Annotated in this window: 23 protein-coding genes; 5 read left to right on the forward strand and 18 right to left on the reverse strand. The window is 64.1% G+C overall.

What is annotated here, in order from left to right:
* Positions 1–17 precede the first annotated feature (17 nt).
* From ACIPK7_RS23980 to ACIPK7_RS24050, 15 genes are all read right to left on the reverse strand, one after another.
* A complete protein-coding gene (locus tag ACIPK7_RS23980; RefSeq protein ID WP_192433524.1) occupies positions 18–461 on the reverse strand; it encodes a cupin domain-containing protein in 444 nt (147 codons plus the stop codon).
* 191 nt (positions 462–652) lie between these two features.
* A complete protein-coding gene (locus ACIPK7_RS23985) occupies positions 653–1,606 on the reverse strand; it encodes an AraC family transcriptional regulator (protein WP_192433526.1) in 954 nt (317 codons plus the stop codon).
* A gap of 221 nt (positions 1,607–1,827) precedes the next feature.
* Positions 1,828–2,241, reverse strand: a complete 414-nt coding sequence (locus ACIPK7_RS23990) for a type IV pilin protein (RefSeq protein WP_192433528.1) — start codon at positions 2,239–2,241, stop codon at positions 1,828–1,830.
* Positions 2,242–2,253: 12 nt separating this feature from the next.
* A complete protein-coding gene (locus ACIPK7_RS23995; protein ID WP_401090644.1) occupies positions 2,254–6,591 on the reverse strand; it encodes a pilus assembly protein in 4,338 nt (1,445 codons plus the stop codon).
* A gap of 28 nt (positions 6,592–6,619) precedes the next feature.
* Positions 6,620–7,162, reverse strand: a complete 543-nt coding sequence (locus ACIPK7_RS24000; protein WP_192433530.1) for a PilX N-terminal domain-containing pilus assembly protein — start codon at positions 7,160–7,162, stop codon at positions 6,620–6,622.
* Positions 7,159–7,935, reverse strand: coding sequence for a PilW family protein (locus ACIPK7_RS24005; RefSeq protein ID WP_192433532.1), 777 nt, complete (start codon positions 7,933–7,935; stop codon positions 7,159–7,161). Before ACIPK7_RS24005 ends, ACIPK7_RS24000 begins: the two co-directional genes overlap by 4 nt.
* Before the next feature lies 1 nt (position 7,936).
* Positions 7,937–8,482: a type IV pilus modification protein PilV gene (pilV, locus tag ACIPK7_RS24010; protein WP_401090646.1), complete on the reverse strand. Its 546-nt coding sequence runs from the start codon at positions 8,480–8,482 to the stop codon at positions 7,937–7,939.
* A gap of 8 nt (positions 8,483–8,490) precedes the next feature.
* Positions 8,491–9,003 (reverse strand): GspH/FimT family pseudopilin, encoded by a 513-nt coding sequence (locus tag ACIPK7_RS24015; RefSeq protein ID WP_192433535.1) that lies wholly within the window; start codon positions 9,001–9,003, stop codon positions 8,491–8,493.
* A 277-nt stretch (positions 9,004–9,280) separates the two neighbouring features.
* A complete protein-coding gene (locus ACIPK7_RS24020; protein WP_192433537.1) occupies positions 9,281–10,630 on the reverse strand; it encodes an MFS transporter in 1,350 nt (449 codons plus the stop codon).
* A gap of 290 nt (positions 10,631–10,920) precedes the next feature.
* The gene (locus ACIPK7_RS24025; protein ID WP_017519476.1) at positions 10,921–11,763 is read right to left on the reverse strand and encodes an IclR family transcriptional regulator; all 843 of its coding nucleotides are present in this window, start codon (positions 11,761–11,763) and stop codon (positions 10,921–10,923) included.
* Positions 11,764–12,055: 292 nt separating this feature from the next.
* Positions 12,056–13,135, reverse strand: a complete 1,080-nt coding sequence (gene zapE / locus ACIPK7_RS24030) for a cell division protein ZapE (protein ID WP_401090649.1) — start codon at positions 13,133–13,135, stop codon at positions 12,056–12,058.
* A complete protein-coding gene (pcaG, locus tag ACIPK7_RS24035) occupies positions 13,125–13,730 on the reverse strand; it encodes a protocatechuate 3,4-dioxygenase subunit alpha (RefSeq protein WP_192433541.1) in 606 nt (201 codons plus the stop codon). Before pcaG ends, zapE begins: the two co-directional genes overlap by 11 nt.
* Before the next feature lie 12 nt (positions 13,731–13,742).
* Positions 13,743–14,462 (reverse strand): protocatechuate 3,4-dioxygenase subunit beta, encoded by a 720-nt coding sequence (pcaH, locus tag ACIPK7_RS24040; protein ID WP_401090651.1) that lies wholly within the window; start codon positions 14,460–14,462, stop codon positions 13,743–13,745.
* A 117-nt stretch (positions 14,463–14,579) separates the two neighbouring features.
* Positions 14,580–15,509, reverse strand: coding sequence for a pca operon transcription factor PcaQ (gene pcaQ / locus ACIPK7_RS24045; RefSeq protein ID WP_401090653.1), 930 nt, complete (start codon positions 15,507–15,509; stop codon positions 14,580–14,582).
* A gap of 6 nt (positions 15,510–15,515) precedes the next feature.
* Positions 15,516–16,385: a helix-turn-helix domain-containing protein gene (locus ACIPK7_RS24050; protein WP_401090810.1), complete on the reverse strand. Its 870-nt coding sequence runs from the start codon at positions 16,383–16,385 to the stop codon at positions 15,516–15,518.
* A gap of 116 nt (positions 16,386–16,501) precedes the next feature.
* On the opposite strand from ACIPK7_RS24050, the gene pobA reads away from it, so the two are divergent.
* The 4 genes from pobA to ACIPK7_RS24070 all read left to right on the forward strand — a co-directional run bounded on the left by pobA (position 16,502) and on the right by ACIPK7_RS24070 (position 21,913).
* Entirely contained in the window at positions 16,502–17,686 is a 1,185-nt protein-coding gene (pobA, locus tag ACIPK7_RS24055) for a 4-hydroxybenzoate 3-monooxygenase (protein WP_401090655.1), read from the forward strand.
* A gap of 468 nt (positions 17,687–18,154) precedes the next feature.
* Complete coding sequence (locus tag ACIPK7_RS24060; protein ID WP_401090656.1) at positions 18,155–18,391, forward strand: hypothetical protein; 237 nt, start codon at positions 18,155–18,157, stop codon at positions 18,389–18,391.
* A gap of 191 nt (positions 18,392–18,582) precedes the next feature.
* On the forward strand, positions 18,583–20,490 hold the full coding sequence (locus ACIPK7_RS24065; protein ID WP_401090658.1) for a di-heme-cytochrome C peroxidase: 1,908 nt from the start codon (positions 18,583–18,585) through the stop codon (positions 20,488–20,490).
* Positions 20,491–20,758: 268 nt separating this feature from the next.
* The gene (locus ACIPK7_RS24070) at positions 20,759–21,913 is read left to right on the forward strand and encodes a catalase family protein (RefSeq protein WP_401090660.1); all 1,155 of its coding nucleotides are present in this window, start codon (positions 20,759–20,761) and stop codon (positions 21,911–21,913) included.
* A gap of 112 nt (positions 21,914–22,025) precedes the next feature.
* Here the strand turns inward: ACIPK7_RS24070 and ACIPK7_RS24075 are convergent, their stop codons facing one another.
* Genes ACIPK7_RS24075 through ACIPK7_RS24085 form a run of 3 tightly spaced genes read right to left on the reverse strand, consistent with a single transcriptional unit; the run spans position 22,026 to position 23,601 of the window.
* Positions 22,026–22,313 (reverse strand): hypothetical protein, encoded by a 288-nt coding sequence (locus ACIPK7_RS24075; protein ID WP_401090662.1) that lies wholly within the window; start codon positions 22,311–22,313, stop codon positions 22,026–22,028.
* A complete protein-coding gene (locus ACIPK7_RS24080) occupies positions 22,310–23,023 on the reverse strand; it encodes a peptidoglycan recognition family protein (RefSeq protein WP_401090663.1) in 714 nt (237 codons plus the stop codon). Before ACIPK7_RS24080 ends, ACIPK7_RS24075 begins: the two co-directional genes overlap by 4 nt.
* Positions 23,020–23,601 (reverse strand): PAAR domain-containing protein, encoded by a 582-nt coding sequence (locus tag ACIPK7_RS24085; protein ID WP_401090665.1) that lies wholly within the window; start codon positions 23,599–23,601, stop codon positions 23,020–23,022. The genes ACIPK7_RS24080 and ACIPK7_RS24085 overlap by 4 nt, the downstream gene beginning before the upstream one ends.
* A gap of 374 nt (positions 23,602–23,975) precedes the next feature.
* On the opposite strand from ACIPK7_RS24085, the gene ACIPK7_RS24090 reads away from it, so the two are divergent.
* Positions 23,976–24,482 (forward strand): BRO family protein, encoded by a 507-nt coding sequence (locus tag ACIPK7_RS24090; protein WP_401090667.1) that lies wholly within the window; start codon positions 23,976–23,978, stop codon positions 24,480–24,482.
* The last annotated feature ends 87 nt before the right edge of the window (positions 24,483–24,569 follow it).

Consider the following 24,569-nt stretch of genomic DNA (forward strand, 5'->3'; position numbering starts at 1 on the left):
AGCAGGCCGCCGGGGATTCAGAGGTGGAAGATGACGCCGTATTCAGCGGCCACTTCAACGGTCTTCGGCACGTCCACGGGGCCAGGCACAAGCTCGCGATCCAGGGCGCGGAACATCTCGATGGCCTGGCTCTGGGCGCCGGTGATTTCGAGCATCTCGCCACCGCCGGGGCCGAAGCTGAAGCCATGCAAGGTGCCGGCGGGAATATGAATCAACGTGCCGGCCAGGCAGGCGGCCGTGCGCTCGGCGACCGTGAAGACGACCGCGCCGTGGAGCACATAGAAGGACTCGTCCCAGTCATGGGTATGCGGCGGCGGCCCGGCGCCCTCCTCGCCTGCCTGGAAGGTGATCCGCTGCGCCGCCGAGTCGGTGTCGGCCACCAGCACGTTGATGCGGATGCCGACAACATTGAGGGCCGGGCTGCGCTCTCCCGGCGAGAGGATGAACGGGGTGGGATTCATGGACGCGACCTCCCTGGGGTTGCGCACGCATTGGTACGTGTATCCCAAGTACAGCCCCATCCGCGCAAGCGAAGCGGGGAATCGGAGGAACGGCAAGGTGGCATCGCTACTTCCGGCCACTTCGCAAACCGTCTGAAACGCCGGCCTGCCGGCGGATCACCGGCATGGTCCGCTCCTTCAGGGGGCGGAGATCAGCTGCGGCGCTTGAGTGTCTCCGATGGCAGCTCGCCGAACTGCTGGCGGTAGCCTTCGGCAAAGCGCCCGAGGTGCAGGAAGCCATAGTCCAGCGCCAGCTCGGTGACGTTGCGCACCGGGCAGGCCGGATCGCTCAGGCAAGCGCGGATGCGCTCCAGCTTGAGGCGGCGGATGTACTGGCGCGGCGTGGCACCGGCGTGCCGCTCGAACAACGCGTAGAGCGAACGCAGGCTCATGGAGGCCTGGCGCGCCAGGGCTTCGACGTCGATGTCCTCGCGCAGGTGGCCTTCGATGTAAGCCTCGATGCGTTCGAAGGAAGCGCTCGCACCGGCGATGGGTTCGCGGCTGACGTTGGTCTTGAGCAGGGTCAGCAGCTTGCTGGCAACTATCTGCTGGTAGTGCTCGTCGACCCGCGCCAGCCGCTCGCCGGCTTCGGATTCCTGGCAGACCATCGACAGCAGGTTGACGAAGCCTTCCAGTTCGCCCAACTGGTAGCGGTTCTCGGTGAAGCGCACACCGGCGCGCGGATGGCTCCAGCGCTGCTCGGCGCAGATGGCTTCGAGCAGGGTCACCGGAATCTTCAGGATGAATTTCTCGCAGTCGTCCGAGTAGGTCAGGTCGACCGGGTCGTCCGGGTTGATCAGCAGCAGTTCGCCCGGCGCCAGGTAGTGTTCCTGGCGCTGGCCACGCCACAGGCAATGGCCGCTGAGCAGTATCTGCAAGTGGAAGATGCTCTCCAGTGCAGGCGAGGTAACGCGCACCGCACCGCCGTAGCTGATGCGGCACAGGTCGAGGCTGGCGAAGCGGCGGTGGTTGAGGCTGGCCTGGGGATGACCGTGGGCTGGCAAACACAGGTCGTGGGTGCCCACATGCTGGTTGACGTAGCCGGATACCGCGTAAGGGTCGGCACGTTCGAACACGCGGCTGCGCTCGCTCAGCAGGCTTTGCATACAGGCACTCACTCTTGTGGTTGGCCGCGCTCTTCGTCGCGGCTCGTGCGCCCAGTCTATGCCGTGGCCCGGAATGCGGGCATCGGCCGGGATGGACGGTCGTGCGGGCAATCCAGATGCAAGGCAGGCCCGCGAATCCGCTTCACCCTAGGGACCGGCAGCCACTGGCGCAATTCGACCTGGGGCGCAGTGTTCGCCAATCGCACGCTTTCGGCGCCTGCTCATTGCCAGCAGGTGGTGCCGGTTCCCGTGCCAGTGTTGCTGCGAGTGCCGGCCTGGTCGAGGCTCAGGCTCAGGCACTGGGCATCCTTGGCCTGAGTTCCCTTGCCAGTGGCAGTCAGGGTGTAGGTGGTGGCCGTGACGTTGGAAATGGCCAGGCTGTAGTACTGCAGTGCGCTGACGTTGCTGGTCATGTTCAGCGCGGCGGCGGTGCTGGCGTAGGCGTTGTTCTGCGAGTAGTAGCGCTCCTGCCGGGCAGCCGCCTCGCTGAGCAGCGCCTGGGCCTCGACCCGATGGCTGCGCAGCACGTAGCGCTGGTAGCTGGGGAAGGCGATACCGGCGAGGATCGCCACGATCACCACCGCGATCATCAGTTCGATCAGGGTGAAGCCACTCTCGCGCCGCGTTTGCTTCATGCGTTATTCCTGTCAGTTGGCTGGCTGGATCTGCCAGGTGCGCCGGCCGCTGACCGCGCCGGTGTTGGTGTGGATGGCATCCGGCAGCAGGCTGCCGCCGCCCTCGGCGCCGGTGTAGGTGTAGCCACCGGAAACGGTGATATCGCCACCGCCGGTTATGAACGCCGAGAGCGCATCGAAGGTGCCATCGTTGGTCAGGTCGAAGACGTTGTACGGCGTCAGCCCGCCGCGCTCGGGATCGATCGCGTAGCGGGTTCCGGAGAGCCCGGCGGCGCAGGTGCCGGTTTGTGGCGTGGAACTGCTGAAGATGAGGCTGGAGCCATAGAGCGTCATGTCATAGATCTGCCGCTCGCCGGCCACCGGAAAATCGAAGTACCAGCCCCACTTGTTGACGTTGCCGTCAGCGGTGTTGCCGGAGGTGTCGTACCAGGCCACCTCGTTGTTGCTCAGGGTGTAGATCGAAGTGCCGCTTAAAGTGCCTGCCGTGAGCGTCTGCGCCTGCAGGTTGCTGCGCGTGCGCGCCGACGTCAGCGAGGAGGTGGTGGCTTCGCCGGCGACCTTGCGGTCCCAGATGCCGTAGACGCTCTGCGGCGCGGTGGAGGTCTTGTCGGCAGTGAGCAGGTAGCGGCCGGTGCCAAAGGCAACGATGTAGCCGATGCCGCCAGGATGGTCGACCAGGGACGGCGCGCTGGTGATCGGCTGGCGCGTACCGCTGGCGTTGCGCGCGACGTACAGCGGGCTGCCGCCGAAGGACACGGCGTAGCGCGCCTCCGAGGCGGTGCTGTTGAGCGGGTCGCCCACGCTGGTGTCGATCAGGTCGAAACGCCAGAGGTTGCCCAGCAGGTCGCCGCCGTAGGCGTAGTCGGCGATGCCGTCACTGTTGGCATCCGCCACGAATAGTCGCGACAGGCCGTTGTTGAGGGCGTCCAGCGAAGCGGTTTCGGCCGCGGTCAGGCTCGGGATAGCGGTGATCTTCTTCAGCAGCGCGCCGGTCTGGATGTCGATGATCAGCAGTGAGGCGGTACTGCTGCCGGTGTCGTAGCCGTTGGGCACCAGGGCTACCCACTTGCCGCTGTGCAGGCGCGCAATGGAAGGCCGCGCCGCCGTGTAGCCGAGGCTGCTGTCGTTGTCGCTGGTGAACTCCCAGAGCAGTCTGGGTGCGGTGGGGTCGGTGACATCGAGGGCAAATACCTCGCGGCCGCCGGCGCCGAGACTGCCCAGCAGGACCTTGTGCCAGGCCGAGCCGTAGTAGACGTCGGACACCACCGGCGTGCCGTCGACGAAATAACGGTGCTCGGTGCCTTGCTGCTTGCCGTAGTCCGGCGCGGTAAGGGCGTTGAGGTTGGGGATCACCGCGCTGGGGATGAAGGCGAAGATCTCGGCGCCGGTGGTCGCGTTGAAGGCGTGCAGCATGCCGTCGTTGGCGCCGACGTAAACCACCGAGGGCTTCGCCGCCAGCGCGGTGGCGAACGCCGCATAGGTGGCGCTGCCCTCCAGGGCGTCGGCGCGCGAAGCCAAGTAGTCGGAGCCACTGACCAGCACGGGCGCCGAATTGATCATGTCGCCGAGCAATGTGGTTCGGGTGCGGAAGGTGTTGTTCTCACCGCGCAGAAAACCGACCCGTGCCTGCCCTTGGCTGTCCACCACGCCGGCAACGGTGCGGTTGAGTTGGGTCTGCTGGGCGGCAGTCAGGTTGCTCCAGTTGAATGGAGTGAGTGCGCCGCTCTTGGCGAACAGGATGTTGCGCGCACTGGGCGTGCCCAGTTGCGCCGATGCCCGCCACAGGGTGGTGGTGGTCGTGGTGATCGCCCCGGTGCTGCTGGTGGTCATGCTTCGCTGCTTCTTCAGCAGGTCGCCGGTCCAGTCGCCAGTGACGAAGCTGGTGCCGTAGGTGTAGCTGCCACTGTCCAGCGACTGCGAGTCCACCGCCACGGCGGCGACCGAGGTATTGAGTTGGAGTATGTCGTCGAATGCCGACTTGAGCTGGGAGGCCAGTTTGCCGGGGTTGCTGACCAGGAAGTAGTTGTCCGGCACGCCGTCGCCGTCGCGATCCCAGTTGATGAGGTCGGTCTTGCCGTACTTGGCGGCGTACCACAGGGGGTCCTGCAGGTTGGTCACCGCGGTGGTGGCCGAGGGCGTGAAATTGCGCGTGTGGTAGGCCAGGCGGTTGCCGCTGAGCGCCCCGCTGCTGCCGCTCAGGCCGGGCAGCAGAGCGCAGCTGATGCCGGTCGCCGCGCAATCGCCGGGAAACTTGCCGTCGGGGGTGTCGAGCCTGTTACGTACCGAGCCGTTGCCGCCGCCGGTGACCTCCAGGTACACGCCGTCCTTGGTGGTGCCGGCCATGGTGTAGCCCATGTGCGACTCGTCACCGGCCACCGAGTATTCGGTCTGGCTGGTCACGTCCACGGAGCCATCGCTCCTGGCCGTCACGGTATATAGCACGATGGCGTCCATGTCGTAGTCGCGGCCCTGGGCGGAGTCGTCGTAGACCACGCGGAAAGTGATGGAGGTGAGGTTGCCGGCGCCGTCGCGAGTCAGGGTGTCGATGTAGAAGCCGGTGATCTGGCTGACCACGCCCTGGCTGACGTTCATGCTGAACGGCACCAGGCGCAGCATGCCCTTGCTGGTCTTGATACGGATGTTGGGCAGGGTCGAGGACTGGGCGATGGAGAAGCTCTGCACCTTGTTCGAGCCCGCGGTGGTCAGCGCGTTCTGGCTGCCGAAGAAGGACACAGCCGAGGTCGCGTAGCTGCCCTGGCGCGTGGGCTCCTCGGCCAGTCCGCGAATGGTGGCGAAGCTGCTGGCAGTCTTGGCGGTGGGTGCCGAGTCATTGGTGCCGCCGGACTGGCCGACGTTCACCGAGGCGCTGCCGCCCACTTCGCGGCTCCACAGGGTGGCGCCGACGCTGGCGAAGTTGAAGCTGATGTCGTTGGTCGGCTGGCTGTCGGTGCCCAGGGGGCTGCCCGGCACATCCGAGTCGTAGCTCGGGTTGACGTCGCTCATCAGCGTCATGAACGGCCGGGTGCAGGACGGATAGGTGCTGTAGGGGTTGGCCCAGCTGGTCAGGCTGGAAAGGCCCACGTTGGTGTCGGCCGTGCCGGCCGCGTAAGCCGCGGTCGGCGCCTTGCCGGCGTAGTAGCGCAGGGTCTCGTAGGCCATCTCGCCCAGCGGGTTGCCCCAGTCGACGCACTTGCCGTTGGTCAGCGGATTGAGGTTGTAGCCGCTGGAGTCGGTGCAGCCGGCGGAGAACACCAGCCGGTCGAGGTTGGCGACAATGCCGCTGTTGTTTACGTAGCAGCGACCGTTGAGGCAGCCGGTGCCGGTGGTGGAGTCGGTCAGAAAGCGCCCGGTGGAGCTGTTGTACTCGTTGCTGAAGGACGCCGCCGCCTTGCGCACTACGCCGCCGCGCAGGTTGTTGGCGTAGGTGCCGGTGACCAGGCCGAAGTACATCTTGTCCGAGGCGCCATAGTCGTGCAGCACGCCCGTGGGCTTGTAGAGGCTGCCGTACTGCGCGCAGTTGCTTTCCCGCAGGCCGGCTACGCAGACCTGCACCCGGACGTTGAGATCGTAGGCGGGGACGATGGTGGCGTCGCTGTTGGTGGTGCTGGTGAGGGTATTGGTGCCCTGGGCCGACTCCCGCGAGACCCAGCCCCAGATGCGGTAGGTGCCCAGTGTCTGCTGGGTGCTGGTGATGACGCGCAAGCGGGGCACTGCTGCGCTGTTGTAGGCGCCCAGTGTGCCGCTGCCGATCGAGGTGTTGGCGAAGAGCACGTACTTGCCGTTGGTGGGAAGCGGGATCGGGGTGTAGTCGGAGAGGCTGTAGCCGTCGCGGGCGACGCTCAGATACTCCTTGCCCCAACTGTGCGCGTCGTTAGGGATGAAAGCCCGCTCGAGTACCGTGGAAAGGGTGCTGTCGGTGGAGCGATAGCCACCGTAGAGCACCTTGCGCAGCACGTCCTGGCGCGACATGGTCAGGTAGTTGAGGTAATCGCCGCTCCAACGTCCCACGGCGCTGGTGCACTTCTTGGTGCTCGTGGTGCTGGAGGGCGCGAAGGTGCCGCTGAGCACGTCGTAGACGTAGCACTTGTAGGAATCAAAGTAGCCGGTGTAGTCGATGCCGGGCTTGTAGTAGGTGTCCAGCTGGCCGTCACCGTCGATGTCGGAAGCGTCGTTGTAGGCCGGGAAGTACAACTTCTGGTCACGTCCGACGACCAGCATGTTCATCGGTGGGGCGATGTTGCTGACGAACAGCGGCGTCTGCGCCAGGGACGCCCCCCACGCCGGCGCGCCCGCCAGGCACACCAGCAGCAGGAACAGCGTCGTGCGCAGCATGCTCATTGAGCAAGCCATGGCGTCGGCATCCTTCGAGCACAACGATTCACGGGATCACCAGCCCGAAGGTCGAACGCAGGCACAGCGCATCGGCCCCGCAAGCCTTGCTCGTGGCGGTGCCCTTGTAGGCCTGCGAGTTGACCTCGTAGTAGTAGGTGCACCCCACCTGCCCTTTCGACAGGTAGGAGTTGGCGCTGCCACCCGCGCCACCCTTGCAGTTGTTCGAGATGTAGCGCAGGTACCAGCGCGCACTGCGCAGCAGGCTGGTGCCGCCGTCCATGCCGGAGTAGAGATTGGACTTGCTGAAGTCGGTGCTGTAGCTGATCGCCGCCGCGGTGAAGCAAGGTGAGGTGCCCGCCGTGCAGTTGTCCAACGCGCGGGGGCTCTTGCGCAGGCGCCCTTCCCCTTCGCGCAGCGCGGATTCGGCCGCACTCATCAGCCGCTGCTGCTCCAGGCGATTGCCGGTCATCCGCCCTTCCAGCTGCATGCCGCGCATGCCACCGACGGCGGCGAGGGTGATCAGCAACAGCATCACCAGTGCGACGAATAAAACCGCGCCGCGCTGCCGGCGGGAAGACAGTCGGGTCATGGCATCAGGTTCCTCAACATGCTGGTCCCGCTGACGATGCGCCGCACGGGCCCATCGCCATCGGTGCAAGCCTTGCTGCCGTACAGGTCCTGCCAGCGCTGACAGGTGGTGGCAGCCAACCTGCTGCTCACCGAGCCGCTGCTGGCCAGCAGTAGCGCGTAACGCAGGCTGCGCACTGTTTGGCCAGTGGCCGGCGTGGCGACGTACTGCGTCACCTGGCGATTGAATTCGTCGCTCTCGCTGTCCACTCCGAAATCGAAGCGCAGCGCCACCACGTTCTCCACCAGGGCGCTGCCGTTACAGGTCAGTTGACCGTTGCCCAGGGTGAATTTCTCGACCACGTTGTTGCTCGGGCTGTAGTTGCTGTAGGGCTTGTTCACCCCGGCGCGGCTGGCCAGTGAAGCACCGGTGCAATCGACATCGGTAGTGTCGCGCGGCTGGTAGCGCAGGCAGACGGTATTGGCATCTACCCGCACCAGTGCCTGACCGGCTGCGAAGACGCAGCCGTTGCTGGTCTGCGCGGGAAACGCGGCGGTCATCCGCGAGGACGGCAGGCGCCGGTAACCGGCTTTCGACAGGCGTGCGTCGAGCATCTGCTGGGCGTAGCGCGCGTTGTCCTGGTTCTGCGCCTGGCCATCGAAGTAGCGCGAACGGTCCTGTCCATCGAGGAACATCTGGGTGATGCCCAGGATCAGGAACAGGCTCAGGCCCATGGCGATCATCAGCTCGATGAGCGTCACCCCAGCCTGCGCACGCACACCCGGCCCGCGCATCCTAGGGTTCCTCCCGCAGTACGTAACGGCAGATGGTGTTATCGCCGGTGGCGTTGGCGTCCAGGCACTCACCGGCCTTCACCCGCCAGGCCAGCTGGATCTCGATGGCCGACCCGCTGTTGCTGCACGTGCTGCTGCCATTGGTGCGGCAGACATGGAACTCGCCAGCCAGGTCCGAAGCACCCGGCAGCGCCTGGTTCACCCGCTGCGCCCAGCAGGCCAGGCGCTGGCTGGCAGTCAATTTCGCCAGTGACGCGCAACTGCCGGGAGCGATGGGAAATGACGCGCTGGCGGCCTTGTAGTAGCCCCAGCTCGACGGTGGCACCACCTGCGCCACGCTGCCGTCCTGGGTGGAATAGATATCGGTGCGCATCATCTCCATCAGTTCGTCCGCCAGTTCCGCCGCACTACTACGCAGGATGGTGTCCTGGGCGTAGGCGATGGTTCGCCCCTGCATCGCCAGCATGCCGAGCACGCCGAAGCAGGTGACCAGCAGAGCCACCATCACCTCCACCAGACTGAAACCGGCCACGCTGTGTCTCGCCATGCTCCGTCTCATTGGCCGGTCGCACTCTGCAGGCTGATGTAACCCGAAGCAGCCACCTTGATGCTGAACGCCTTGTTGGTGCCATCGCTGGATATGCCCAGATCAGCCGCTGCGGCGCTGCCATCGGGCTTGAACGAGAGGTTGTTGACGCTGCTACTGATACTGAGGCTGCTCGGCAGGTCCAGGCGCTGGCCCACCGAGGTGGCGGTGATGGAGCCACAGGTGCTCGCGCGCACCACCACCCACTGCAGGTTTCCACTGCTGGGGCAAAGCGTGAGGGTCTGGCGGGAATTCACGGCGTCGGCGCGGGACGCCTGGAGCAGCCGGTAAAGCGTCGAGGCGCCACTCTGCACCCGGCTGGATTCGATCAGGTAGCGGAAGCCTGGCAGGGCCACGCCGGCGAAGATCGCCAGCAATGCGACCGCCACCATCAGCTCCACCAGGGAGAAGCCTTCCTGGCGTCCGGGGCCGCGCCGCACTATCGGGCGGAAAATCGAGCATCCCACTGCATGAAGAACCATGAACTTTTCCAACGATGGTCAGGTGGCTGGCTCAAACAGGAGCCCCCTTGCGGGTGCCAAGACAAAGATTGGCTACTGGTCCGACAGCAATTTCTTCAGGGAGTTGAATCCGATTAAGCGAAACAGGGGAATTTTTTCGACCGTTCACTCCTACTGGGCGACCGTTCATCCTCCTGGCGCCAGGGCAGCCGACATCGCGTCGAGCCCGACGGGCGCCTTGGGCGCCGGCGAACAGGAAGGCCGCGACCTTGCATCGCGGCCCTGTCAGAAGCGCCTGTCAGGTGGCGTCAGCGTGGCTCACCAGCCCCTTGATCAGCACCGCCGCGGTGGCGATGGCGGCAGGCACCATCAGCGCGGTCAGCACCTGCTCGAAGTTCCAGCCCAGGCCCAGCAGTGTCGCGCCTATCCAGGCACCGAGGATGGCACCAAAGCGGCCGATGCCAAGCATCCAGGACACCCCGGTGGCGCGTCCCTGGGTGGGGTAGAAGCGCGCCGCCAGCGACGGCATGGCTGACTGCGCGCCGTTCACGCACATGCCAGCAGCCAGCACCAGGGTCGCCAGCAGCGTGACGGTACCCAGGCTCTGTCCGACGAAGTAGGCGAACACGCCGGCCAGGCAGTAGAAGATGCCGATGACCTTGTGCGGGTTGAAGCGGTCCATGGCCCAACCCACCGCCACCGAACTGAGCACCCCGCCAAGCTGGAACAGCGCGCCGATGAACGCGGCCTGCTCCATGCTCGCGCCGGCATCGCGCATCAGCGTCGGCAACCAGCTGGTGAGCAGGTAGACGATCACCAAACCCATGAAGTAGGTCAGCCAGAGCAGCAGGGTTCCTGCGCTGTAGGTACCGGAGAAGATCACCTTGAACACATTGCGGCTCTGCACCGTTTTCTGCTCGGGCACGCTGAAGTCACGGGCCGCGACCACCTCGGCCGGAGCTATGGGCGCCAGCACGCGCTTAACCTTGTCCGCCCCGCGATTCCGCACCACCAGGAAGCGCGCCGACTCCGGCAGCCACACCAGCAACACCACCGCCAGCAGCAGCGGAAGCACGCCGCCGAGCAGCAGCAGGCTGTGCCAGCCGTAGGCCGGGATCAGCTTGGCGGAGACGAAGCCGCCCGACGCCATACCCAGGTTGAAGCCGCAGAACATGCTGGTCACCAGCAGCGACTTGAGGCGCTCGGGGGTGTACTCCGAGAGCAGCGTGGTGGCGTTGGGCATCGCCGCGCCCAAACCAATGCCGGTCAGCAGACGCAGCGCCATCAATTGCTCGAGGTTGCTGCTGTAGGCCGAGATCAGGCTGAACAGGCCGAAGAGGAACACCGCCACCACCAGCACGCCCTTGCGCCCGAAGCGGTCGGCCAGCGGGCCGGAGCCCAGGGCGCCGAACACCATGCCGATCAGCGCGGCGCTCATCACCGGGCCGAGGCTGGCGCGATCGATGCCCCAGTCCTGGGTCAGCGCCGGGGCAATGAAGCCCATTGCAGCGGTATCCAGCCCGTCGAGGAAGACGATGAGGAAGCACAGCAGCACGATACGGCACTGGTACAGCGACAGCGGCTGGGCGTTGATGAACGACTGGACGTCAAGAGTGCCGGCAGCGGGCACGTGGGCGGAACTGGTCATGCGAAGACTTCCTGCGAAGGCGTCGTCGCGGGAAGGCCGGCTTTATCGCCCTGCACTCCCGCAAGCTGGACAGGAATGAGGCGCGAGCCGATGGACGCACGAACCGGCAGATCGGACAGGCATACAGGGGCCATGGCTGACGCTCATTGTTGTTATTGCCCGTCCGGCTGGACGGGTCGAGCAACAGTACGAAGAGACGTAGAGCCGTTCAATTCGATAATCGCCACAGTGGGCGGTTAGCGAACAGGGAATGCCAGAGGCCGGCGAAAGACAGGCCAGCCTCCCCAGACTCAATGGAAAAGCCGCGTACCCAGCTCGCGACTGGCCTCCAACAGCACCGGCAGGAAGCGCGTTTCCAGCTCCTGGCGCGACACGCGGCCGGCGTGGGTGCCAACGTTCAGCGCGGCCAGCACCTGGCCGGCGGAATCCTTCAGCGGCACGGCGATGGAACGCAGGCCGACCTCCAGTTCCTGATCGATGATCACCCAGCCCTGCTGGCGGATCTCGGCGATGCTCGCGCGGAGCATTTCCGGGGTGTGCACGGTGCGGCTGGTCTTCACCTGCAGGTCGGCGTGGGCGAGGTAATCCTCTAGCGCGTCGTCGTTCAGCCCGGCGAGCAGGATGCGACCCATGGACGTGCAATAGGCCGGCAGGCGGCTGCCGACGCTCAGGTCGACCGAGATCAAGCGCTGCGGCGTGGCCGAGCGGGCGATGTAGAGAATCTCGTCGCCTTCCAGCGTTGCCATGGAACAGGCCTCGTGCAGTTGCTCGCTCAAGCGGTCGAGGATCGGCTGGGCGGTGACCGCCAGGGGCGTCGAGGACAGATAGGCGTGACCGAGGGTCAGCACCTTGGGCAGCAGCGAATAGGTGCGACCGTCGGAGGTCACGTAGCCGAGCTTCATCAGCGTGTGCAGGCAGCGGCGCACGGCGGCGCGCGGAATCTCGGTACGGTGACTGATCTGCGCGATGGTCAGGTGGCGCTTGCGCTCCTGGAACGCATGGATCACCGCCAGGCCACGGGCCAGCGAAGTCATGAAATTCGGGTCGCCGGTGAAGGCTTCGATGCGCTTGGCGGGCGAAGCGATGATTGGCGGCGCGAGGGGCGGCAGGCTGGCACGGGGAGCGTCGGTCATTGTTGTTGTCCTGGCAGGCGAATTTCGGGCGATTATCGACACGCGCGGGCGATTATCGCAACACGACTGACCGATTATCGAACAGAGCTTCTCCCCACCCGGAAATGCCCCTCCTTCGCCTGAGCGTAGGAGCGGACTCCATCCGCGATGGCTTCCCACTGGCACTTGGTGTAGGGGTTGGTTCGCGAGCAAGCTCGCTCCTACGAAAAGCGCGGCGGCACGGACCTGTAGGACCGAGGGGAGCGCCTAGCCCTTGCTCGCGAACATACCTTGCCAAGCCCGCTCGCAGCCTCTACAGCGGCTCCAGCTTCAACTGCCGCAACCGGCTCAGTGTGCGCGAGAAGTCCAGCGCCGCCCCGCCCGCCGCCAGCTCCTCCAGCGACACCGTGGCGAACAGCTGCAGCTTCAGCTGCCGGTCATAGGCGATGTCGATGAAATTGAGGAAACGCATGCTCACGTCCGGCGGATAATCCGCCAGCGGGCCGAGACCGCTCACCGCCATGCGCGGGTAGTGTTCGATCAGCCACAGATAGTCGCTAGCCGAGCGCGGGCGTTCGAACATCTCGCTGAAATCCATCCACGCGCAGTGATCGTCGTGGGCGTGCACCTTCAGCGGGTGGTGATTGACACTGAGCACCTCGTCGAACTTGGCGTCCACCGCCAGCCCCAGGCGTGAGCCGATCAGCTCCAGGTCATCGGCACGAGCCGGCCAGAGGAAGCTGCCCCACTCTTCCAGCGAAGTGCTGTGCTCGCGGTAATCCTGCCCGGCATCCACCGAGATCACCTCGAAGCGTTTTTCGATCAGCTCGATGGCCGGGCGGAAGCGCTCGCGGTACAGCGGATTCGGACAGAGGTTTTCCGGCTCGTAGTTGGACGTACAGACCACGCCTACGCCCTCATCCACCAGTACCTTCAGCATTCGCCCCAGGAGCATGGCATCGCCGATGTCGTGCACGTGGAATTCGTCGAAGCACAGCAGCCTGGTTTCTTCAGCGATGGCGCGGGCGACGCGCACCAGCGGATCGGACTGCCCGGAGATCGCCAGCATGCTCACCTGCAGTTCCTGCAGGAAGGCATGGAAGTGCACCCGGCGCTTGGCCTGGGTCGGCGCGGCGGCGAAGAACTGGTCCATGACGAAGCTCTTGCCGCGCCCTACGCCTCCCCACAGGTAGACGCCAGCCACCGGCTTGCGCAGGAAGCCGTGGCGGCCGGCGAGGAAGTCGTCAAGCCAATTGGCGAGGTGGTCCACCGCCGCAGTCTGTGCCTCGTCCGCCCGATAGCCGCGCTCGTCGAGCGCGGCAGCGAAGTGCCGCCGGACACGGTCGGCGACCGGTTCGGCGGATGTCTCGTGAAGTCGCGTATCAGAAGTCAAAGAACACCGTTTCCGCATTTCCCTGGACGCGGATATCAAACCGGTAAGCGAGCCTCCCGTCCACCTCGCAACGCTTTGCAATGAGGGTTTGCCGACGTTCGGGCTGCTCGATGAGGTTCAGGACCGGGTCCACGGCGTTGGCCTGCGCCTCATCTTCGAAGTACAGGCGGGTCTGCAGGTGGATGTTGATGCCACGGGCAAACAGCGAGACGTTGATGTGCGGCGCCATGGGCACGCCGGCGGCGTTTTTCACCACGCCGGGCTTAATGGTCTGCACCTGCCACTCGCCGGCATCGAAGGTCGTTGCCGTGCGTCCGAAGCCATTGAAAGGCTTTTCCAGATCGTAGGCCGTGTCGTACACACCCTCGTGATTCGCCTGCCACAGCTCCAGGAAAGAATCGCGGATCAGGTGGCCGTTGCCGTCATAGACGTGACCGATCAGCAGGATGTGTTCGCCGGGCGTGCCGGGCTTGGCCATCTCGCTCCAGATTTCCTGATCACGGGCGGGGTTGCCGGCGGCAGACAGCGCCAGGCCGATGTGCACATAAGGGCCGGCAGTCTGCGAGGGGGTTTCCGGCAGCAGTTCGATAGGCATGGTCGGTCCTCCTCACTTGTTCTCGAAATGGGTCTTGCGTTGGCCGCGCAGCACGATGTCGAAGCGGTAGGCCAGGCAGTCCATGGGGTTGGCGTTACTCATGTCGAGCTTCGCGATCAATGACTCCACCGCGTCCGGGTTGGCGATGGACTTGACGATGGGGCACATCGGGATCAGCGGGTCACCCTCGAAGTACAACTGGGTGATCAGGCGCGTGGAGATCGACGGGCCGCTGATGGAGAAGTGGATGTGCGCCGGACGCCAGTCGTTCGGGCCGTTGCGCCACGGGTACGGACCGGGCTTGATGGTGCGGAAGATGTAGCGCCCTTCGCTGTCGGTCAACGCCCGGCCGACGCCACCGAAGTTCGGATCCAGCGGCGCAAGATAGCGGTCGTTCTTGTGGCGATAGCGGCCGCCGGCGTTGGCCTGCCACATCTCCACCAGGGTATGTGGCACCGGTTTGCCGTACTGGTCCATGACCCGGCCGGAGACGATGATGCGCTCGCCGATGGGCAGGCCACCGTTGTTGAAGTTGAGCAGCAGGTCGTTGTCGTGCTCACCCATCTTCAGGTGCGAGAAGTCCGGGCCGCTGGTTTCGGAGACCGATTGCGGAATGCTCACCAGGGCCTGGCGCGGGGACCGGGCGATGGAGGTTTTGTAGTCGGGCGTGAGGGCTTTGGGGTGCCAGTTTCGGTCACGAATGACGAAGCGGCTGTTTTCCGCGTCGGACATGTCGGTCTCCTCTTGTTGGATTTATCGGAGCCTGTTGCATCAGGCAGTGCGGCGGAGTGTCGCCCGCATGCCCGGTGCCGAAAACTGAAAAGATGCTCACAATCCATAACCATTTAGTTATGGATAAGCACCCTCGCGGTACGCTTCGCCGACCTCACGCAGCACCTCCAGGCACCAGTGCGCACCCAGCGAAAGCGGCAACGTCGAGTTGCTGCACACCCCTACCGAACCGCCCGGCTCCTGTACGTCCAGAGGCAGTTCGAGCATCTCGCCGGAGCGCAGGTCCAGGCGCACCGAATCCAGCGGGGCGATCCACAGCGCGTCGCTGGTCAATACATAACGGCGGCTGAGCACCGTGGACAGGGTTTCCAGCCGGCGACGGGGCTGGCCGAGGCCACTTTGCACCAGCAGGCTGTCGGCGGACTTGCGAATGGTGGTGCCGGCCAGTGGCATCACCAGCGGCCAGTCGTCGAGCGCCGAGGGCGGCAGTGGACGGCCCAGCAGCGGATGGCCGGCGCGGGCCACCAGGGTCATGGATTCGCTGTACAGATGCTCGAAGGCGAGGCCCTGGATCTGCGGGCTTTCAGTCATTCGGCCGACCACCAGGTCCAACTCGCCCACCCGCAGTTGCGAGAGCAGATGCGCGCTCGGCCCGGTCACCACGCTGACCACCAGCGCCGGGTGGCGCTCGTGCAGGCGCCGCACCGTCTCCGGCATCAGCAGGCTTTCCACGGTAGAGAGCACGCCCAGGCGCACCGTGCTGGAGGCGTACTCACCGCCGCGCAGGCTGTTCACGCCGTCGCGCAGCGCCTGCACGCAGGGGCCGGCGTAGCGCAGGAAGGCCACGCCGGCCTCGGTCAGGCTGGCGCCGCTCTTGCCGCGCTCGAACAGACTGGCTTCGAGCAGGTTCTCCAACTCCTTGAGCGTCTTCGAGATGGCCGGCTGGCTCACCGCGAGGGCGTCCGCCGCGCGGGCCAGGCTGCCTTGGCGGGCCACTTCGAGGAAACACACCAGGTGGCGGAACTTGATACGCGAATCGATATTCATGGCAGCTCAACGCGGCTCGCGGAACGCGCGGGGTGAAACCCCGGCGTAGCGCTTGAAGAATCGGGAGAAGTAAGCGGGTTCGGAGAAGCCCAGGCTGTCCGACACCTGCTGGATGGTCATGGCTGTGTACACCAGGTTGCGCTTGGCCTCCAGCAGCAGGCGCTGATGGACCATCTGTAGGGCGGACTGCCCGGCCAACCGCCGGCACAGCGCATTGAGGTGCGCGGCGCTGATACCCAGCGCCGCCGCGTAGTGCTCGATGGGACGGTGTTCGCGGAAATCCTGTTCCAGCAGGCGGGAGAACGCATGCATATGCTCGACGCCGCGATCCTGCTGGCTCGCCTTCGCGCGGGCCTGTTCCAGTGCCTGGCGGCTGAGCCAGACCAGCAGCATATTGAGCAGCGACTGCAGCATCAGGTCGCGACCCGGCGCCTGCCGGGCGTACTCAACGTCGATGGACTCGAACAGCGCATCCAGCTGGCGCTTGCCATCGCCCACGCTAAAGCACGCCGGCTGCTCCAGCACCGGGCTCTGCAGCAGTCCGCCAAGCTGCTCGGCCAGCGGCAGGCCCATGCTCAGCACCCAGCCCTGCACGTCCTCGGCAAAGCGGAAGCCGTGCACCGCGAGCGCCGGCGTGACCTGCAGCGAAGCCTCGCGGACCAGCGTCACCCGCCCCTCCACTTCCAGCTCCGCCGCGCCCGATTGCACATAGAGCAGTTGCACCAGGTCCACGTGCCGGTGCGGGCGGATTTCCCAGTCGTGCAGGCGGCTGCGCGAGGCGATGGATTCGCAGTGAATCAGGTCCGGCGTCGGCCACACCGTCGTCTCGCCATAAAGACGGAACACCGGGACCGGCGTGTCAGTGCGTTGTTCGATCACCGCCCACATCCATGAAAAATCCAAGAATACTGTTGGAAATTACCTTCAAAGGCCGATCCCATCCACAAAAAATGCAGGAGACAAAAACAACAGCGCTCTCCAAGGAGCCACCCATGAAGACTCAAGTCGCCATCATCGGCGCCGGCCCCGCCGGCCTTCTGCTTGGCCAACTGCTGCACAAGGCTGGCATCGACACCGTGATCCTCGAACGCCAGGCACCTGACTACGTACTCGGCCGCATCCGCGCCGGCGTGCTGGAACAAGGCACCGCCGACCTGCTGCGCGAAGCCGGCGCCAGCGCCCGGATGGACGCCGAAGGCCTGCTGCATGACGGCTTCGAACTGGTGCTCAACGGCCGCCGCGAGCGCATCGACCTCAAGGCCCTCACCGGCGGCAAGCAGGTGATGGTCTACGGCCAGACCGAAGTCACCCGCGACCTGATGCAGGCTCGCACCGCCAGCGGCGCCCTGAGCGTGTACGAAGCAGCCGACGTGGAGCTGCATGACGTCACCAGCGAAAAGCCCTACGTCACTTTCACTCACGAGAGCGAACGCGTGCGCCTGGACTGCGACTACATCGCCGGCTGCGACGGCTTCCACGGCGTGGCCCGGCGCAGCATCCCCGCCGAGCGCCTGAGCGTCTTCGAGCGCGTCTACCCCTTCGGCTGGCTCGGTCTGCTCAGCGATACCCCGCCGGTCAACCACGAACTCATCTACGCCAGCAGCGAGCGCGGCTTCAGCCTGTGCAGCCAGCGCAGCGCCAGCCGCAGCCGCTATTACCTGCAGGTGGGGCTGGAAGAGAAGGTCGAGGACTGGTCCGACGAGCGTTTCTGGGAAGAACTCAAACGCCGCATTCCCGAAGACGCCGCGGGCCAGCTGGTCACCGGCCCGTCGCTGGAAAAGAGCATCGCCCCGCTGCGCAGCTTCGTGGTGGAGCCACTGCAATACGGCCGACTGTTCCTCGTCGGCGACGCCGGGCACATCGTCCCGCCCACCGGCGCCAAGGGCTTGAACCTCGCCGCCAGCGACGTCGACGCGCTGCACCGCATCCTGGTGAAGGTCTACGGCGAAGGGCGCATCGACCTGCTGGAACAGTATTCGCCCATCGCCCTGCGGCGCATCTGGAAGGCCGAGCGCTTCTCCTGGTGGATGACCTCGATGCTCCACCAGTTCCCCGACAGCGACGCCTTTACCCGACGCATGCTGGAGACCGAGCTGGACTACTTCCTTGGCTCCGAGGCCGGCCGCACGACCATCGCGGAAAACTATGTCGGCCTTCCGTTCGAGGAAGTGATCTGAACCCCCTTCCGGGTCGTAAGCCCCGTAGGGCGCATAACGCGCCAGCGTTATCCGCCGTTCAATAGCCGGCGGATAACCTGTTCCAGGTTATTCGCCCTACGAATTTACCCAACGTCCACATACGGCCGCCGCAGCGAACCGCCCCCTTCGCGAGCAAGCTCGCTCCTACGAAAAGCCCCACCAACTATCCTTACCTCTCCAGCCACGCCGCTCGCCGCGACACCGCCGGAGGCCGTCATCGACCCGGACGAAGCGAACTTCCTCAGCTACCTGCTTGCCGAAAGCGGCGACGGCGACGCGCGCGCCTTTGCCACGCTGTACCGCAACACGGCGTCGCGTCTCTACCCACTGGCGCTGAAGCTGAAGACCGACCAGGCAGAAGCCGATGCCCTGCTGGTCGACACCTTCCTCCACATCTGGACCGACGCCGACCGCTACCACCCCACGCGCATCTCTGCGCTGGACTGGATGATCGCCCTGCTCTACCAGCTCGCCGACCACCCTTCCCCGCCACCCAGCGACGAACCCTGGCCAGAACTGCCACCACCGGACGAACTCTGGCCCGCCATCCACGCGCGCATTCCCAATGACGAGGCCGACAGCCCCGGCCTGCGCTGGCCGCTGATCATAGCCAGCGTGGTCGGCGTACTGATCGGCGCGGCGATCTGCCTCAGCCTGCTGTTGGAACTGCGGCCCGCGTCCTAGGCATTCATCTGAAAGGCGATGGGTATCGCTGCCGCCACACCTAAATTCCCCGCGAAACCGCAAACACCCCCATCTAGGCCCCGTAACCCGCCATAAAAACCCTGAATTCCGTACGGCATCACCTTGCCAAGCCGCCGCGTACTTGGCATAAACGTCCGATTCTATTTCGCACACATAACAAGGAAGTTTCGATGCGCATTATCGGCCGCGTCCTACTTGCAGTCCTGCTGCTGCTTTTGCTCATCGTGGGCCTCGTCGCCTGGTACACCGCGCACCCCAATCTTCCCGAGTATTCCAAGCCGGAGAAGATGGTCCACCTCGACCAGTGGAGCCCGGCGGACCGCGAAACCTACTACTACACGCCCCAGGGCACCCAGGTGAAAGGCCTGCGCTATGACTGGTTCACCCACCTCGAGCAGCCCTTCAACAAAGACAAGTTCGCCAGCCCCGAGAACCTCGCACGCTTCGGCTTCCTGATCGAGCCCGAGCAGATCGGCCGCGACGCCGACGACACCCTGGCGGCCACCTCCAAGAACCCTGGCAACCTGCCGGTCGGCTTCGCCCGCCACCAGGACGGCGAGACCGGCACCTGGTATCTGGACATCACCTGCTCCGCCTGCCACACCGGCGAGCTGCGCTACAAAGGCACCGCCGTGCGCATCGACGGCGGCGCCGCCATGCACTCCATCGCCTCCACCGTGCCGACCCTGCGCGGCGGCGCGTTCGGTCAGGCACTGGGCGCCAGCCTCGCCTCCACCTACTACGTGCCGTGGAAGTTCGACCGCTTCGCCAAGGGCGTGCTGGGCGACCGCTATCCCAAGGGCAAGGCTGCGCTCAAGCGCGACGTGCGCAACGTGCTCGGCACCCTCGTCTCCACCGCCTGGAACGACACCCACCGCGGCCTCTACCCGACCCTGGAGGGCCCCGGCCGCGCCGACGCCTTCGGTCGCATCGCCAACAGCGTGTTCGGCGACGGTATCGAAGCCTCCAACTACCGCGTCGCCAACGCCCCGGTGAACTATCCGCAGGTGTGGGACATCTGGAAGTTCGACTGGGTGCAGTGGAACGGCTCGGCCATGCAGCCCATGGCACGCAACATCGGCGAAGCCCTCGGCGTCGGCGCCACCCTGCGCCTATTCGAGAGCGACGGCAAACCGGTGATGGGCGATGAGCGCTATGCCTCCAGCGTGCGCCTGCGCGACCTCTACACCCTGGAAGAGACTCTCAAGCAGCTCAAGCCGCCGACCTGGCCGAAGGAGGTCTTCGGCGAGATCGACCTGAAGAAAGCCTCCCAGGGCCGCGCCCTGTTCCAGGCCAACTGCGTGTACTGCCACGGCCCCCACGTGAAGGAACCCGGAGCCAAGGACTACATCGCCCCGGCGCGCGTGCCCGAGTGGCGCATGAAGATGGTCCCCACCAGCGAGATAGGCACCGACCCCACCACCGCCGACAACATCGCCGACCACACCTTCGACGTGCGCTCGCTGAAGTGGAACCTGGAAGAGCTGAAGAACATGAACGTGCAGCTCTACCCCGAGAGTAAAGAGCAGCCGGACCTGTCGAAGATCTCCGCCGCCAAGGGCCTGGCCTTCGTCACCGCTTACGTCGAGCAGCGCGCCTACCGTGACGCCCACATCAGCCCCGAGCAGCAGAAGGAGATGAACGGCTACGGCCTCGACATCGGCGTGCGCGAACTGCGTGCCTACAAGGCCCGCCCGTTGGACGGCATCTGGGCCACCCCGCCCTTCCTGCACAACGGCTCGGTGCCCAATCTGTTCCAGATGCTCTCCCCGGTGGCCGAGCGCGACAGCCAGTTCTGGGTCGGCAGCTTCGAGTACGACCCGAAGTACGCCGGCTACCGCACCGAGCGCTTCCCCGGCGGCTTCCTCTACAAGACCAGCGTCACCGGCAACAGCAACGGCGGCCACGAATTCCGCGACGGCTGCCGCAAGGACGGTGTCATCGGCCGCGCCCTCTCGCCGGAAGAACGCTGGGCGCTGGTGGAATACCTGAAGGTGCTGGGCAACGCCGAATACGAAAACCGCCTCGATCCGAACGTCCCCACCCCACCGTGGACGCCGGGGCCGAAGTGCGAATGACCTGCGCCGGATTGATCTTCATAGGAGCGAGCTTGCTCGCGAATAGATTCCCCGGCAGCTCCGGCGCCGGGCGGGTTCGCGAGCAAGCTCGCTCCTACAAGTGAAGGCCAACTCCTAACCACCACCGAAACACCGAACCCATCCCCTCTCCCTTCAGGGAGAGGGCTAGGGAGAGGGAAACGCCCGGCACCAGGCCCACCTCGCTGCACCCGCAAGGGCCAGGGAACGGAATCCCCTCCATAAAAAGAACACGAAAGGACCCCGTGCCATGCGCTCCCTGCTCACCCGAATCTGGCTCTTCCTCGGCAAATGGCTCGGCCGTCTGCTGCTCGCCGTCGCCGCCATCGGCCTGCTCGGCTGGGGCATCGGCAGCCTCTACTACGCGTGGAAATTCTCCGGCCCCGTCTCCGCCCAGGAAGAAATCCCGCCGGGCGAGGCCCAGCTCACCCAAGCCATCATCGAAGACGCCGTGCGCATCGTCGAACAGCACCGCGACAACACCCGCGTACTGCGCGACGCCCACGCCAAGGCCCACGGCTGCGTGAAGGCCGAAGTCACCGTCAGCAGCGACCTCGCCCCCGGCCTGCGCCAGGGTGTGTTCGCCGAACCCGGCCACAAATGGCAAGCGATGGTCCGCTTCTCCAACGGCAACGCCTACCCGCAGTTCGACAGCGCCCGCGATGCCCGCGGCATGGCCATCAAGCTGCTCGACGTGCCCGGCGCCAAGCTGATGCCCGGCAAGGGCCACGACACCGAACAGGACTTCGTCATGTTCAACCACCCGGTGTTCTTCGTCCGCGACGTCGCCGAATACCGGCAGAACTTTGCAGCGCAAGCCAGCGGCCAGAAGGTCGCCGCCTTCTTCCCCAGCTGGAAGCCCAATACCTGGGAAATCCGCCACCTGGTCATCGCCCTGCAGACCCTCGCCCCCGCCCCGGACAGCCCCCTGCAGGCCGGCTACAACGGCATCGCCCCCTACAAGCTGGGCGAGGCCAACAACATCAAGTACCGCGTCATCCCGCTGAGCGAAGGCTGCCCGGCCTACCAGCTACCCAAGCTCAACGAGAAGCTGCCCAACTTCCTGCGTACCGCCATGTACCAGCAACTCTCGGTCGACCGCATCCCCGCCTGCTTCGCCCTGCAAGTGCAGAAACAGGACCCAAGCAAATACATGCCCATCGAAGACGTCAGCGTCGAATGGAGCGAGAAGGACTCCCCCTTCCAGACCGTCGCCACCGTCAGCATCCCGCCCCAGGACTTCGACAGCCGCGAACAGAACCTCGCCTGCGACAACCTCTCCTACAACCCCTGGCACGCCCTGCCGGAGCACCGGCCGATTGGCGGGATCAACCGGTTGCGGAAGGCGGTTTATGAGGCGGTGAGTGTTTATCGACATCAGAGGAATGGGGTGGGTGGGGAGTAAGGCTGCAAGGAGCATCCCCTGATGCAACAAACCGCTTGGAGCGAAAAATCAACACGGGGGAGATGACAACAAGCCCGCTAACATATGGGCTTGTTGACTTTTGACAATCTTCTCAGCGTTCTTTACAGGCGTTCAATTCGGCCTGCGTTTTCAGCTCAGCCTCGATACCCAGACGGTATTTACAGTAATCACGTACCGTAGCCCGCTCCAATGGGCTCAACTGATCAAGGGACTTGTCATCCGCATCACTGGCAAAGAGGTTCACAAACTCAATTTGTAACGAGGGATATTTCTTTATGAAGAAAACTCTCTTGTTGTCCTCGGCCCAACGAGTCTCATAAAACCCGACATAAAGGTGAGCTACGCATAGCATTAAAACGAGGGCGAAAAATTTTTTCATGATGTGGGCGGCGGAAGTAGATCCATTCTCTTGCGAATATTTTTCACAAGCTCCATTCCAACATTTCCTGGGCAGATCTTTCCTTCAGAGAGTTGATTAGGGTATTCCCGGTGGCCGCCAAAATGCTTAATGAAGAACACACTCTTCAACGCAGAGATCAAGGTTAACACCGAATCGATTTGCGCTTCCGGAATGGAATTTGTCGTATTCACGCCCAGAAACTCCAACCCTTGACGCCCCAAAGCAACAATATCTCCACCTTCGCCGGCGGTACTGAGGTTATTTAGCAAAACAATACCAACGACTCCTGTATTGTACTGCCTAACATGTGAACCTTTCAGGCGAATATCGCGCCCTTCATAAATAACACCATCGCAGCTGACACCAAAGTGATACGAAAAATCTTCGAACTTATCAATCTGTTCCTCTTGGGTTTCTCGCATTTGTTCCGCCCCAACGCCGCAAGAATAGCTTCGTCCGGCGTGGTGAAGGGCAATCATAGAGTAATCCCAGTCAGCTGCCGTGGCATTACCTTTTACAGCTCCCCACTCGGATCGTTCAACAAACTTACCACCAAGCTGACGAACTTTCCTGATAAGCGCCTCCCGAGTCGCGGCACGATCATTCACCGTAATGGCAACAATACTCGCGGGCAGACCAACCTTGACTTCCTGTGCTTTTTCTTTAGTCGTGAATTTTTTCCCGTTCATGTAATCGCCTCCGAGAACTCTGTCAACTCACGAAATGGGGACCGGAACAGGACATGAATCTCAATCACTGCGTCCTCCGCAACTGCGTCGACAGTCGCTACGCCATTGGCGTCTGTCAGGCCTGTCATTCGGAGCCCATCAATTAGCGCAATGAATTTCCGGCCAACCAGCGGCTGCCCAGTATTACTCTCGGTAATGGCAAATGACCTCGAAAACACTTGATTGCTCCTTTTCGGAGCCACAGCCAAGGGAGATGAGGGAACGACGCTTTCCACACTATTTACAGAATTGATGGAGTCTCGATCACACTGGTACGTAGCGTTTGGCAACGAGTAAATTAATCGCGCATTACAAGGACAAGTGCTGACGCTGTCTAAAGTACCGGCGACACGACAGCCAGCTACGTAGTTCTTAATCCCGCCAGCGATCACGTAGTGCTTGCCGTCTTTTCCACAGGATACGGCGTCGCCATCTCGCGCCACAGGCTCCCCGTACATGGAATACGCAGGGTGCCCCTCTAGTACCACCCCGCCGCAGGTTGTCTGATCACCTCGACGGATATAATGCCCAATCGCCATATCACTTCCTTAGAGATAGGAGTCAAGCAGTGAACGTAACCAAGGATTGGAGCCATTACTGTAGGCCTGATCCCAAATAAAACAGAGAATTCAGACTCAGAACCTGTAAGAAAGTTAAGATATTTCACTTACAAAAACTCTGCGAAAGAACTTGGCAATACTTGACTGTCATGAATGCCTTTACTTACTCTCCCTCCGCCCCGTGAAAACGACGGGGCCGGGATTAGCAGCCCGAAACCCTAGAGACAATCGCCGATCTGTATCGGCGGCCCAACCATTTGGGCCGTCCACCGGAACGCGGCGTGTTGGTTCGTGTGGCTGCTGATCCAACATCGTCCGTAGGTGGCCTGCTCGTAGTAAGAGATGCGACTGAAATGGACGATTCATCCCTGCCCACCCCTCTCCCCTTCCTCCGCAATCGCCGCACGCTGCGCGCCCTGCTGATCGACGATCAGGTCTGGTTCATCCTCTCCGATTTCTGCCGCGTGGCCGGCTACCAATATGAAGAGCGCATGGCCATGCGCCTGGCAGACGACCAGATTCGCCAGGAGCGGCTGCTGACCGAGGACGGCCTGGAACTCGATTTCGTGCTGCTGAGCGAATCCGCCGTGTACCAGGCGCTGGTGCTGTTCAACGTGCCGGACTTCGGTTCGCTGCGGCGCTGGATCAGCGGCACGGTGGTGCCGCAGGTGCGCAGCCAGTTCAACTCCGCCGGCCCGCGCCATGTGCAGCTGCAATTCGAACGGCAATGCCTGCGGGTGCTGGATTGGCAGGATGACCTGTGGGTGAGCTTCGGCGACCTGCCGCGCGTGCTCGGCGGGCGCTCGCCGATTGCCGGGCGTAGCGGCTGGCGAGGTTGGTCGAAGCGGCTGCGGACGTAGGGCGCATAACGCGGTACGCGTTATCCGCCGTGACGCTGTGGCGGCGGATAACCGCTTCGCGGTTATTCGCCCTGCGGGCTCACCGGG

Origin of the sequence: Pseudomonas sp. NPDC086581 (genome assembly GCF_044746165.1) — a bacterium.
Taxonomy (GTDB): Bacteria; Pseudomonadota; Gammaproteobacteria; order Pseudomonadales; family Pseudomonadaceae; genus Pseudomonas.